The organism is Streptomyces anulatus (genome assembly GCF_014650675.1).
Classification (GTDB): Bacteria; Actinomycetota; Actinomycetes; order Streptomycetales; family Streptomycetaceae; genus Streptomyces; species Streptomyces anulatus.
In genome coordinates this window covers 48,269-61,332 of record NZ_BMVK01000018.1, presented here as the reverse complement: position 1 = coordinate 61,332, position 13,064 = coordinate 48,269, and the positions used below count along the sequence as shown (strand labels likewise).

Genomic DNA, 13,064 nt, shown 5'->3' with positions numbered 1-13,064 from the left:
CGCCCGGCGTCCCTCGAAGCCGTTACGGCTTGCGCGCGACGAGCCCCCACTGGTCGACCGGCACCGCGTCGTCCTCCTCGGGCCGCCAGCGGTCGATCGAGACGAATCCCGGCTCGACCAGCTCCATACCCTTGGCGCAGTCGGTGATCTCCTCCGGCTTCCGGACGAGGTAGGGCGGGTTGTCGCCCGACGCGTACGCCTCCTGGGCGGCCAGCGTCTGAGGCGTCGTCACCGTGTCGCAGAGCACCAGATAGCTCCCCGAGGGCATCCGGGCGAGGTACCGCTGGACGACGTCGATGCCCTCGGCCGGAACGAGGTGACCGAGGGTCGAGAGCAGGAGAACGGCGACGGGTTCGGACAGGTCGAGCGTCTTGGCCGCCTCGTCCACGACCGCGTCCGCATCGGACAGATCGGCGTCCACGTAGGCCGTGCGGCCCTCCGGGGCGCTGGTCAGGAGCGCCTCGGCGTGGGCGAGGACGATCGGGTCGTTGTCCACGTAGACGATCCGCGACGCGGGCGCGATGCTCTGCGCCACCTCGTGCGTGCTGTTCGCCACCGGAAGCCCGGTCCCGACGTCCAGGAACTGGCGTACCCCTGCCGAGGCCAGGTAGTGGATCGCACGGATCTGGAAGGCGCGTGAGGCACGGGCGATGTCGACCATCTGCGGGTAGGCCGCGCTCACCACGTCGGCCAGCTCCCGGTCCACCGGGTAGTGGTCCTTGCCGCCCAGCCATGCGTTCCAGACGCGCGCGGAGTGGGGAATGTCGGACCGGATCCGGCGGCGGAAATCGTCGTTGTCGACGCTCATGTCTCTCCTCTACTCACTGTCCGTACAAGGCCGTTGACCGAATTCCCACTGGCCGGGGCCCTGATGGTGACCGTACCTCGCCGCCCGGCGGCACGCAGCGGGGGCGGGGCACCCGCCGGCGATCTCGTGCAGACCGCCGCGCGCGGCGTCAGGCGTCCGGGCCCGCGGGCTCCACCGGCTCGTTGAGCTTCCCGAACGGAACGTGGACGCTCGGGGTGGTCCGCGAGGTGCTCTCCAGGTGCCCCTGCTGGTCGTCGAAGAAGATGTGCGGCTTCAGGATCTTCATGATCCGGCCCTTGTCGATGCCGCCGAGGAAGAACGCGTCATTGACGGTCACACCCCACCCCTTGAGGCTCTGCACCGCCCGCTCGTGCGCGGGTGCGTTGCGCGCCGTGACGATGGAGACGTGCAGGCGGATCCGGTAGTCGGGGTTCTTCCGGCACTCCTGCTCCTCCCGCTGCTGGATCCGGTTCACGTTCGCCAGGAAGTCCCTCAGCGGCCCGGCGTCGTGCGGAATCCCGGCGTTGGTGACCTCGTGGGCGCGGAACTTCTCGATCCCGCCCTCCTGGAACACCTGCTCCGACGCGTCCGTGGCCAGGACCCCGTCGAAGTCGAAGGAGATCCGCAGATCGTGGTCGTCGACGTCGTCCTCGTAGGGGGCGCCCAGGACGTGCCCGGCGGGCAGTCCGGCGGCGACCGCCTCCCGGACGTCCCCCTCGTTCGCCGACAGGAACAGGGACATGTTGAGGGCGGGCATGAACCGGTGGGGCGAGCGGCCCTGCATGAAGATGGCCCTGCTGATGGGCAGGCCGTGGCTCTCTATGGAGCGCATGACCCGCAGCCCGGTGTCGGGGTCGTTCCGGGACAGGACGATGACCTCGACCAACGGGTCGTTCACCTCGCCCAGGTCGTTCAGCGACAACAGGCGCCGGATGAAGGGGAACGCGCTCCCCGGACGGAGCCGGTCGCCCACGTGCCGCTCCTGGTGGGCGCGGTAGCTCTCCTCGCCCTGTTCCCGGAAGACGGCGTCCGATTCGGTCAGGTCGAAGAGCGCGCTGGACGCGATCCCGATGACCAGCCGGTCGGCGAGTTCGTAGTGCACGGGCGATTCCTCCGGTCGGGGCCTGACGGGTTCGCCCCCACTATCGCACCGGTGTACGACCGCGCTCAGCTCAGCATCAGGGCGCTGTCCCAGGAGGTGACCGGCGCACGGCCGGTGGCGTACGTGTGCAGGGCCAGGGCGATGCCCGCCGCCCCCTCCAGGAAGCCGGGGCGGTCCAGTGGGCGCCGCGCGAGCGCGTGGGCGTAGCGGAAGCCGAACGGCGCCCCGGGGTCGAATCCGTCGAGCACGTGGGCCGCCAAGCGGTCGGCGGTTGCGTGGAGTTCCGGGTCGTCGGTGTCCTCGGCGGTGCGCAGCACGATCTGCAGGAGGCCGGCCCAGCCGTGGCACAGCGCGGAGTCACGGATCGACGCGTCGCCCGCCACCGCCAGCGTCCCGCGCAGCGCCGCCTCCGCTTCGGCGCGCCAGTCCGGCCGGTCCAGGGCGGTTCCGGCGAGGTGGACGGCGCGGGCCGCGCCGGCCGCTCCGTAGCACCAGGAGTCCCGTCCGCGCTCCGGCGGCTCCCCCTTCTCGATGCGCTCCCGCGACATCAGGTGCGGCCAGCGCGGGCCCGCCTCGTCACGGGTGCGCAGGCGGGTCAGCAGCGCCATGATCCGTTCGACGGCCTCGTCCTGGCGGTCCACCCGGACCCCGGTCCGCCAGGCGAGGGCGAGGAGGGCCAGCGGGCCGGGGACACCGTGGGCGAGGCCGAGGTTGACGTGCTCGGGGAGCCCGTGGTCCAGCCCGTCGGTGACCCACCACGCGGGCAGCCGGGAGCCGTGGCGGGTGATGTCGTCGGCGGTGGCCGCGGCCACGAGGGAGGTGAGCACCTCGGTCAGCGCGGCCCCGGCCGCCTGCCGCGCCTCCTGCCCGTCCGCCGCCAGGTGGCGGGCCAGCAGGTAGCGGCCGATCCCGGCGGTTCCGGCGAGGACGTCGTAGCGGCTCCACGCTCCGGCGGGATCCCCGGCGCGGGTCCGCTCCAGGTCGGCGCGGGCGCGGGTGCGGACCCGGTCGAGGATGTGCCGGTCCAGTCCGGCGAGCATCGCGGTGTATCCGCCGGAGCCGACGGCCGTCGTGTGCCCGGCGTACGCGAGCGCCACCATGCCGCCGAACAGCGACTGGGGCACCGGCCTGATCCCGGCCGCGAGCCCTGCGGACAGGTGTGCGTGGGCCCGGTGGCGCAGGGCCGGGTCGGTGACGGCCAACTCGGCGAACAGCAGGGCGACTCCGGGGTGTCCGTCGGAGAGCTGGAGCGGGTCCCACACGGGTTGGGGGTCGCCCGGGTAGTGCATGAGGTTGTCCGGCACACCCGCGATCCGGGCCACCCGCTCGGGGTCGGCCAGCCGGTCCGCGACCTCGGCGACGACCCGGGCGGCGGCCGCCCGGTGCGCCGGCTCGCGGTCGTTCCCGGAGGCTGCCTCGCTGCCCACCGGCTCATGGTTGTTCCAGGCGGCGGTCTCAGGGCCGGCCTGCTCGCGGTGCGTGCGGTCAGTGGGCGTCGACGCGGATGACGGCACGGAAGCTCTCCAGTTCCTCCAGCAGGCGGCGGACCTCGGCTCGGCCGGGCTCGGGCAGTTCGCCGACCCGTACCGCCTCCCCGGCGTCCAGCCGGCGCAGCACCGCGAGGGCTTCGGCGCTGGTCGCGCCGGAGGTGACATGGCCGCCCGTGGCCCAGCGGCGCGGGGCCTCGCCGGGTGCGGGCAGCAGCGGGGCGCAGCCGCGTACGAGCGTGTCGTCGTCCAGGGGGCGTGGCTCGGCGGGCGGTTCGGTCGGCCAGAAGCCGCCCGCCGTCCTTACCCGCAGAGCGAGCTCGGTGGCCCGGTCGGCGAACCGGTCCTCGTCCAGGCCGGCCGCGAAGGCGTCCACCGCGTCGGCGAGGGCCGTGGGCAGCTCGGCGGCGAGGCGGCCGCCCGGCGCGGCGTCCGGGGTGAACAGCGGGGCGGACGTGGCGGGCCGGGCGCCCCGGAACAGGTCCTTGATCTCGTAGTAGGGCCGGTGCTCGCGGCGCGGTATGCCCACGTTGACGCTGGTCGCCGGGGCGTCCCCGGCACTCTCCCCCACGTGGTAGTAGCGCGAGGGCCAGTAGAGCAGGTCGCCCGGTTCGACCTCGGCGACGAACGAGGAGGCCAGGTAGGGCTCGTAGTCCAGCACCGTGTGCACCGGATCCGTCCACGGCCGCTCGGCCCAGAACCGCATCCGCTTCGTGCCGCGTACGCAGAACATGAAGGTGGCGAAGCGGTCCTGGTGCACGCCGACCGGGCTGTGCTCGTAGGAGCCGTGGAACATCGTGGAGCCCGCGCTGTGCGTGGGCTGGCCGACCCGCTCCCACAGCCCGGCGTAGAACCGTTGCGCGCGGTCCCACAGCGGGTGGGAGAAGGAGTGGAAGCGGTGGACGACGAGGGCGTAGCGCTGTTCGCCCAGCCGGTCGGCCATGCGCTGTTCGTAGCCGTCGAACGATCCGTCGGACGGTTCGGGCAGATAATCGTGGGGCCGGGTCTGCTGCCTGCGCCGTACGAGGAACTGGAGGTTGCCCGGTACGGCGAGCGGGTGGGGCGGGCGGCTGCCGAGCACGGCGGCCCGGAACACCTCGGACTCGGCGAACGGCACGGCGTCGACGGCCTTGTAGAGCACGGGCCGCCGGTCCCAGAACCGCTCGGTGAAGGTGTCCCAGTCGAAGGACTTCTCGACGGTCAGCGTCATGGTGTCCCCTCCTCGGCCAGGTCGATGCCCCGCAGCCGGTACAGCTTGTCGAGCAGTGCGAGCACCGTCGCCGCGTTCCGGTCGTCGTCGCCCGCGGCCAGCGCGCGGCAGACCTCGTCGGCTCCGGTCTCCTCTCCGTCGCCGAGTGCGGCGTACACCCGGTCGCCCGCCGCTCGCGGCAGGGTGAAGACGTTCCCCTCCACCGCCCAGACCTCGTGCGCGGGCCCGTCGGGCATCCGGACGATCTCGCCGGTGCGGCGGAAGCGGGTGGACCGGGTGATGGGGACGCTCTCGCGAGGCACCGGGATCGGTTCGAGGCCTGCGGCGGAGCGCAGCGCGGCCCACCGGATCCGCAGGGTCCTGCGGAGCTGTTCGCCGTCCACGACCGTGCGCAGGTCGTCGCCGAGGCCGGTCAGGCGGGGCAGCACCCCGTCCGGGTCGTCGATGCCGGTTCCGGGGCCGAACGGGAAGTACGGCACGGTCTCGTCGTTGCCCTGCCCGGCGTGCACCAGGTCGGCGAGCAGATCCCGCAGGGCGGTGAACGGCAGGGTCCGGTCGACGGGGATCCGCAGGCGCAGGGCGACGCAGCGGTCCCGGTAGGTGTCCACGTGCCGTTGGTCGCCGGGCCAGTACAGCAGCTCCCCGGCCCCGGCGCTCAGGGTGCGCACCCCGGGCACCGCACGGCCCGGGTCGGCGATGTCCGCGGGCGGCGGCCCGCCACGCTCATCCCACAGCCGTACGTCCATCCGGCCGCGCAGCACCCAGGTCAGGGCCGCGTGGGTCGGGGCCTCGGTCGCCCCGACGTGCTGGGTGAACCGGTCGCCGGTCAGCACCTCGGCGACGACGGGGAGGTTGGGCCAGCCGACCTGCCGCCACAGCCCGCTGACCGTGTCCCGTACGGCGGACCACAGCGCGTGGTCCAGGAGGAGCGGCTGACGCACGGTCAGCAGGTAGCCTTGGCGCCCACTGTCGGCGTCGAGCCGGTCGAGGTAGGCCTCCATGCTCGGATCGGTGGCGTCCGGCAGGAGAGCGCCGGGGGCGCGCAGCCAGCCGTCCCCGACGAGGAACCGGACGTCGGGCATCACCCAGAAACGGGTGCCGGCGCGGAAAGGTGCGCACGAGGCGACGTTCAGGGGGTGGACCGCGTCGAGGCCGAACGGGGGCCGGGCGTGCAGCCGGACGGGCCGCCGGTCCCAGTACCGCTGACCGAACATCTCCCAGTCGACGCCGTCGGACGGCGTCCGCCGTGTCTCGGGGGCGAGGGTGCTCATGTCGCTTCCCTTCCGGCCGGGGTCCGCCCGGTGCCCCCGAGGGGGAAGCGCCGCCGGATCCGGTCCGTGTGATCGGCCAGGGGTTCCATGCCCAGCGCGGCGCGCCGCCGGTCCACCTGCTCCGGCTCCTCGACCGGCCAGGGCACCAGCTCGCCCGCGACGGGCTCGAACTTGGTCCCGTAGACCTGCGGTCGCCCTTCGTCGACGCACAACTCGTCGGTGAGATAGGCGACTTCACGCCACGGAAGATCCCGGCGCTCCGCCGCGTCCCGCATCAGCTCCAGGCAGTGGCGTCGGAAGTCGAGGTGTCCTCTGGCGTGTTGTACGAGGCGGCTCGCGGCGGCTGCCGCCTCCGCGCCGACAAGCGCGTGTCCCGGCCATCCGTGGTCGGTCACGACCGTGGTGAGCCAGGCGATTCCGGCATCGGTCAGCTCCCGCAGGCGGTGTTCCGCGCTCTCGTCGCGCATGCCGCCGTCGGCCCAGGGCATCCGGATCGTGCCGTCGAGCCGGTCCAGCCGCAGCAGCCTGCGCCGGATCTCCCCGGCGGGCGCGGGCTCGACGGGGGCCTCGGGCGCGTCGATCGGGTCGACGCTCAACCGCACCTTCTTCCGGTCCCAGAGGTAGGTGATCCGCCGTCCGGCCTCCGGCCAGTCGAAGGAGACCCGACCCTCGGAGGGGCTCTGAAGATGCAGCCGCACGCCGAGCGAGGCGTCGGTGACGACGTGGTCGGTCACATCGTCGAAGACGTGCTCGGCGGCGTCCCGCAGGGCCACCCCGAGGCCGGCGAGGGTGAGATTCTCGCCCTCCAGCAGCGGGGGGAGCGGGGGCCAGCCGCCCTCGGGTTCCGGCCGGGCCGCGACCGGGGACGTGCCGAACGGCCCGGGCGGGGGCTCGACGCTGAGCACCGGGCCGCCCTCCAGCGAGCGGACGAAGTAGGGCACGTCCATGCGCCGCAGCTGATCCGTCTCGGGCCGGTCGAAGTGGACGTCGGGTTCGGCGGGGCGGGGTGCGGCCCCGCCCCCGGACAGCCAGCGGGGTACGAGCGCGTCGAAGTACCGGAACGTGGGCTGCCGCAGGACCCTGACGTAGTGGCCGGCGGTGGCGGCCGCCAGGAAGTCCCGGATGTCGGGCCGTTGCCGGCACATCAGGGTCCAGGCGTCGAACATGCCGCGCATCATGGCCGGGAGGTAGGGCCCGTAGCCGGTCCGCCCGTCGGTGTCGGCGACGACGTTCCTGGTCTCGTCCCGGGCGAAGGAGACCCGGCGGCGGTGCAGGCTCAGCGCGCCCGTCGGCCGAGCGCTCCAGACCACCGGCGGGCCCTCGGCGCTGCACCAGCGGGCGGTGCGTTCCAGGCCGACGTGGTGCTGGTCGATCGCGGCGGTCGCGTCGTGCAGGAGGCCGGTGTCGTAGAGGCGCGGGACCCGGCAGAAGTAGATCTCCAGGTCGATCGGGTGGAGCAGCAGTTCCGGGTCGCCGGGTCTGCTTCCGGTGACCACGTTGCCGCCGATCAGGTCGGTGATCCCGAAGGCGAACGTGGCGGCGGTCAGCGAGCCGGTGCGGTGCCAGAACCGTCCCGACTCCGCCGGGGTCAGCCGGGTGCCGGTCAGTTCCCACGGCCCGGAGGTGCGGATCGGCCCCCACTGGGCGGGCGGTTCGATCCACTCCTGCCAGAGGTAGCCGGGCTCGGCCCCGGGCCAGCAGGACAGCACGGGCAGCCGGATCCCGCCGGACGCGGCGGGCGCCCGGTTGAGCAGGTCGAACAGCGAGGCGGGGGAAGTGGTCCCACCGGCTCCTGGAGCCTTGGTGAACAGCAACTCGCCGGAGGCCGGACGGGGCTTGTAGGCGATGCGGCCGCCGCCCGCGCAGTCGAGGCGCAGGACGCGCTGGCGTCCGTTGTGGGTCTCCTCGCCATGGGTCCAGAGTCCGACGACCGGCCCCCGGAACGCCGGTTCGCCGGGCCAGCAGGCGTCCATGTCCCTCAGCAACCGGTCAAGGAAGAGCGTCAGGAATTCCTCGCAGCGCACCGCCCACTCGGCCACCCGGTCGCGGGCGTAGTGCGGCCTGCCGGCAGCACAGGCGACGAATGCCTCGGATACCACGGGCCCGAATAGGTCGGCGTTCGTGATGTCGAGTATTTCGGGAGAAATAACGGACGAGTAGCGCTGCCGGGAATGGGCGCACCAGCCGTCGAGCTGTTCCCACAGCTCCAGCAGCGGCGCGAACCGCCGGTCGCGGAGGGCGTGTTCGATCATCCGCGCGTCACTCTCGCCGCCGAGCAGCCGGTCGACCGCGACGGTCCCCTCGGGGCCTGCCGCGACCACGGGCGGGAACATTCCACCGGCCTCGCCCTTGCGGACGGCGTCGACCATCCGCCGTGCCACTGGAGGCAGTTGGGCAGTCACGTCCCGGTCAGCGCCCGTTCCGGAGGCTTCACCCGGGGCGCGCATCTCCCAGAGCGCCCGGGGGTCCAGGGGGGAATCCGGCACAGCAGCCTCCGACTCGTCACCGATGGACGGACGGCGCGACCGGGTGGCGCCGGACCAGGCCGGCGCCACCCGCCACGCATCAACAGCAGTAGACGCCCGCGCAGGTACCACAGGCGGTGCCGCTGCCCGAGTTCGTCGGAGAGGCGAGCGGCGGAATTTCCTGTTCCAGATCGCCGATCACCAGATCGAATACCTCATCGGCGTTCCGGTCCGTTCCGCTCTGGACCTTTTCCTCAACTGCCTGCATGAATATCCTCCTCCCGTACTGGCCAATTGATCCGCCACTCAGTAGAACAATGCGGCATGCACCTGTCAACGAGGCGGATGCGGGCGCGGCACCGGCGCGAGAGCCCTACTGGCCGGTAGACATCTATGCGACGCAGGTCACACTGCTCTACGGTCGGGGCACTGCCCCGGCCCCCACGTCGGTGAGCCGCCGACCGGGCCCCGGCATCCCGTCTCCCGCCCCAGGAGGTTCCATGCCACCCCCCACCGTCCGCCGCTCCCGGCGCCGGCTCCCCGTCGCCCTGCTCGCCGCCGCCCTCGGAGCGGTCACCCTCGGCGCCCCCTCCCCCGCAGCCGCGTCGGACACCGCCGAGGAGACGGGCCATCTCGTCGGGCGCGGCATCGCCGATGTCACGGGCGAGGCGGCCGAGACGGGGATGATGGGCTACTCCAGCTTCGACCAGAAGACCTCGGGCATCCACCAGCGGCAGCGGTCGCGCGCCTTCGTCGTCGTCGACCGGGCCAGCGGCAAGCGCGTGGTGTACGTCAACGCCGACCTGGCGATGATCTTCCAGTCCGTCCGGCAGGGCGTCATGGCGCAGTTGAAGGAGCGTTACGGCAGCCTGTACGGCGAGGACAACGTCCTGCTCTCGGCCACCCACACCCACTCGGGGCCCGGCGGATACTCCCACAACGTCGCCTACAACCTCTCCGTCCTCGGCTTCCAGAAGGAGACCTACCGGGCGATCGTCGACGGCATCACCGAGTCCGTGGCCGAGGCGCACGAGGACCTGAAGCCCGGCACGATGAGCCTCGGCACGGGCACCCTGACCAACGCCAGCGTCAACCGCTCCCGGGAGGCGTTCGACCGTAATCCGGCCTCCGACCGGGCGGCCTTCCCCGACGCGATCGACCCGGCGATGACCGTGCTGCGCTTCAAGCAGGGCGACAAGGACGCGGGCGCGATCAGCTGGTTCGCCACCCACAACACCTCGATCACCAACAAGAACACGCTCATCAGCCCCGACAACAAGGGCTACGCCGCCTACGCCTGGGAGCACGACCACGAGGGCGTGCGCTACCTCGACGACGCCCCCGGGTTCGTCGCGGTCTTCCCCAACACCAACGCCGGCGACATGTCGCCGAACCTCAACCTGAAGCCGGGGTCCGGGCCCACCGAGGACGAGTTCGAGAACACGCGGATCATCGGCGAGCGCCAGCTCGACAAGGCCCGCGAGATCTACGACGACACGCGGCCCGTCTCCGGAGGCGTCGACTCCCGGCTCGCCTACGTCGACATGGAGAACGTGACCGTACGCCCGGAGTTCACCCCGGACGGCGAGGAGCACCGCACCTGCCCCGCCGTCGTGGGCGCTTCCACGCTCGCGGGCAGCGTCGAGGACGGTCCGGCGATCCCCGGCTTCGAGGAGGGCACGCGCACCCCGGTCGCGGGCATCATCGACGCGCTGCGCATCGACACCCCGTCCTGGCTCGCCACCTGCCAGTACCCGAAGGCGAGCCTGATCCCCACGGGCCTGCTGAGCAACGTCCACCCGGTCACCCCGAAGCGCCTCCCCCTGCAGATCATGAAGATCGGCGAGCTGCACCTGGTGGCCGCCCCGGGGGAGTTCACGATCACCTCCGGCCTCCGCGTACGCCGCACGGTGGCCGAGCGGTTGGGCGTCCCGCTGGACCGCGTCCTGCTCCAGGGGTACGCCAACGCCTACAGCCAGTACGTGACGACGCCGGAGGAGTACGACACCCAGAACTACGAGGGCGGCTCCACCCTGTACGGCCGCTACACCCTGCCCGCGTACCAGCAGGAGTACGCCCGGATCGCGGATTCCCTGCGTGAGGGCACCGCCCTGGAGCGGGGCGCGACGCCGCCGGACGAGTCGGGCCGGCAGTTCACCTTCCAGACGGGGGTCGTGTACGACAACCCGCCCGCCGGAAAGGCGTTCGGCGGCGTCCTGAAGGCCCCGGAGACCTCGTACGCGCGAGGCTCCGCCGCGACCGTCGAGTTCGCCACCGGACACCCGAAGAACAACGTCCGCCGGGGCTCCACCTTCCTGGAGGTGCAGCGGCTGGAGAACGGCACGTGGCAGCGGGTACTGGACGACGGCGACTGGGAGACCACCTACCGCTGGACGCGGCTGAACGGTCTGACCGGCACCTCGAAGGCCACGATCACCTGGGACATCGCGGCGGACACCGCGCCCGGCACGTACCGGATCGTGCACCACGGGGACGCGAAGAACCTGCTCGGGAAGATCACGCCGTTCACCGGGGCGACGGGGTCCTTCACGGTGGGCTAGAGGGTCACGGAGTGCGCGGGGTGGGCTGGAACCAGGCGGGGCCCTCGGTGAGGGCCTGCTTGATCCGGAACAGGGCGAACTCGCCGAGCGGCGGGAGTCCGTCCAGCGGGAACCAGCCCACCTCCAGCGACTCGTCGTCGTTGACCGCCGCCTCGCCGCCGGTCGCCCGGCAGCGGAAGGTGATGTCGAGGTACTGGCAGATGTCGCCGTTGTCGTACTGCACGGGTTTCAGCGCCTGCGTGAGCACCACCCGCTCGGCCACGCAGTGGACGCCGGTCTCCTCCAGCACCTCGCGCTCCGCCGTCGCCGCCGGCTCCTCACCCGGTTCGGAGATCCCGCCGATGACCGCCCACTTCCCGGTGTCCGCGCGCCGGCCGAGCAGTACGCGGCCCTCGTCGTCGAGGACGACGGCCGTCACCCCGGGCAGCAGGAGCAGCTGATGCCCGGCGGTGGCGCGGATGTCACGGATGAAGTCGGGAGTAGCCATGGATCCGAGCCTACGTGGCCGGATCAGGTGCTACCGCTCGGTGCCCCCGCTCCGGCGTGCCCGGAACGCCGAGACGCTCACCCAGCCCAGGCCCGCCAGGGCCAGCAGCGCGATGACGCCCTCGGGCAGCGGACCCATCCGGGTGGCGGGGGTGAGCGAGGAGCGCAGCGGGACCTCGTCGACCAGGGCGTCGGGGGTGAACATCCCGCTCTTCTCGACGATCGTGCCGTCCGGGCGGATCACCGCGCTGACCCCGCTGGTGACGGGAACGACGACGGCCCGCCCGTGCTCGACGGCCCGCACCTGGGACATGGCCAGCTGCTGATAGGTCATCTCGCTGCGGCCGAACGTCGCGTTGTTGCTCGGCACGGCGATCATCTGGCCGCCGTGCTTGACGGTGTCGCGTACGGCGTCGTCGAAGGCCGCCTCGTAACAGGTCACGAGCCCCACCTTCGTCCCCGCGAGGTCGAAGACGCCGACCTCGGTGCCGGGGACGAACTCGCGCTGCACCCGGTCGACGTCCTCGCTGAAGAAGCGGGCGACGGTGCGCATCGGCATGTACTCGCCGAACGGCTGGATGTGCCGCTTGTCGTAGGTGTCGACGGGGCCCCGGTCGGGGTCCCACTCGATCAGGGTGTTGCGGAGGCTGTCGGAGCCCTTCTCGACCACCGAGCCGACGACCGTGGGGGCGCCGATCGCCTTGACGGCGTCGTCGATGACCTGGCGGGCGTCCGCGTTGAGGTAGGGGTCGAGGTCGGAGGAGTTCTCCGGCCACAGCACGAAGTCGGGCTGCTTCTCCTTGCCCGCCTTCACGTCCTCGGCCAGCTGCGTGGTGCGCCGGGCGTGGTTGTCGAGGACGGCGCGGCGCTGGGAGTTGAAGTCGAGGCCCAGGCGCGGCACGTTGCCCTGGATCGCGGCGACGGTGGCCGTGCCGTTCTCCGCCGAGTCGTCGACCAGGGGCAGCGCGGCGAGGGCCCCGGCGACCGGTACGAGGACGCTCACGGCGGCGCCGACGACGGCCGCGCGCGGGACCTTTCCGGTCCTGCGGTATTCGACGGACCGGCGCACGGCCTCGTAGAGCCCGAATCCGCACAGCACGACGGCGAAGGAGAGCAGCGGGGTGCCGCCGAGCGCGGCGAGCGGCAGGAAAGCGCTCTCGGACTGGCCGAAGGCGATCTTGCCCCAGGGGAAGCCGCCGAACGGGATCCGGGCGCGGACCGCCTCGTCCAGCGTCCAGACCGCGGCCGCCCACACGGGCCAGTACGCGAGCCGGGACACCGCGGCGATGCCGAGGCACCCCACGGCGATGAAGAGCGCCTCCGCGGCGGCCAGGGCCAGCCACGGCACCGGGCCGACGTCCTCACCGGTCCAGTGCAGCAGCGGAAGCATGAAACCGAGGCCCGACAGGAGGCCGAGGCCGAAGGCGGCCCGGAGCCTGCGCCCGTGCAGCACCCATCCCAGCAGCGCGAATCCGGGCAGCACGAGCCACCACAGGGTCCGGGGCGGGAAGCTCGCGTAGAGCAGCAGTCCGGACAGCACGGCGGCGGCCGGGCGGAGGAGCCTCGGCAGCAGTCCGGCGGCCGGGGAGGCGGTGGCGGGCGGCGGGTCGTCGACGGGAGTCATGGTGGCGCTCACCCGGCGGAGTCTACGGTGGACGGCTGTGAGCGGCGGCG

At 72.5% G+C, this 13,064-nt stretch carries 10 protein-coding genes; 1 reads left to right on the top strand and 9 read right to left on the bottom strand.

Annotated elements, in window-relative coordinates:
* Positions 1-22: 22 nt before the first annotated feature.
* From IE272_RS31890 to IE272_RS31860, 7 genes are all read right to left on the bottom strand, one after another.
* The gene (locus IE272_RS31890; RefSeq protein WP_050362681.1) at positions 23-808 is read right to left on the bottom strand and encodes an SAM-dependent methyltransferase; all 786 of its coding nucleotides are present in this window, start codon (positions 806-808) and stop codon (positions 23-25) included.
* 148 nt (positions 809-956) lie between these two features.
* Entirely contained in the window at positions 957-1,910 is a 954-nt protein-coding gene (locus IE272_RS31885) for a 5'-nucleotidase (RefSeq protein WP_050362682.1), read from the bottom strand.
* Between the two features lie 65 nt (positions 1,911-1,975).
* Positions 1,976-3,337, bottom strand: a complete 1,362-nt coding sequence (locus IE272_RS31880; protein WP_057668094.1) for a lanthionine synthetase C family protein — start codon at positions 3,335-3,337, stop codon at positions 1,976-1,978.
* Positions 3,338-3,395: 58 nt separating this feature from the next.
* Positions 3,396-4,607 (bottom strand): JmjC domain-containing protein, encoded by a 1,212-nt coding sequence (locus tag IE272_RS31875; protein ID WP_098893342.1) that lies wholly within the window; start codon positions 4,605-4,607, stop codon positions 3,396-3,398.
* On the bottom strand, positions 4,604-5,878 hold the full coding sequence (locus tag IE272_RS31870) for a hypothetical protein (protein WP_050362684.1): 1,275 nt from the start codon (positions 5,876-5,878) through the stop codon (positions 4,604-4,606). Before IE272_RS31870 ends, IE272_RS31875 begins: the two co-directional genes overlap by 4 nt.
* Positions 5,875-8,247 (bottom strand): DUF6624 domain-containing protein, encoded by a 2,373-nt coding sequence (locus tag IE272_RS31865; RefSeq protein WP_229897867.1) that lies wholly within the window; start codon positions 8,245-8,247, stop codon positions 5,875-5,877. The genes IE272_RS31870 and IE272_RS31865 overlap by 4 nt, the downstream gene beginning before the upstream one ends.
* Before the next feature lie 196 nt (positions 8,248-8,443).
* Complete coding sequence (locus IE272_RS31860; RefSeq protein WP_007449166.1) at positions 8,444-8,611, bottom strand: hypothetical protein; 168 nt, start codon at positions 8,609-8,611, stop codon at positions 8,444-8,446.
* A gap of 232 nt (positions 8,612-8,843) precedes the next feature.
* On the opposite strand from IE272_RS31860, the gene IE272_RS31855 reads away from it, so the two are divergent.
* The gene (locus IE272_RS31855; RefSeq protein ID WP_190009224.1) at positions 8,844-10,904 is read left to right on the top strand and encodes a neutral/alkaline ceramidase; all 2,061 of its coding nucleotides are present in this window, start codon (positions 8,844-8,846) and stop codon (positions 10,902-10,904) included.
* A gap of 4 nt (positions 10,905-10,908) precedes the next feature.
* Here IE272_RS31855 and IE272_RS31850 read toward each other — a convergent pair whose 3' ends face one another.
* Together IE272_RS31850 and lnt are read right to left on the bottom strand one after the other, a co-directional pair.
* Positions 10,909-11,391 carry an NUDIX hydrolase gene (locus tag IE272_RS31850; RefSeq protein WP_050362687.1) on the bottom strand — a complete coding sequence of 161 codons (483 nt, stop codon included), beginning with the start codon at positions 11,389-11,391 and terminating at the stop codon, positions 10,909-10,911.
* Positions 11,392-11,421: 30 nt separating this feature from the next.
* A complete protein-coding gene (gene lnt / locus IE272_RS31845; protein ID WP_050362688.1) occupies positions 11,422-13,014 on the bottom strand; it encodes an apolipoprotein N-acyltransferase in 1,593 nt (530 codons plus the stop codon).
* Positions 13,015-13,064: the final 50 nt, after the last annotated feature.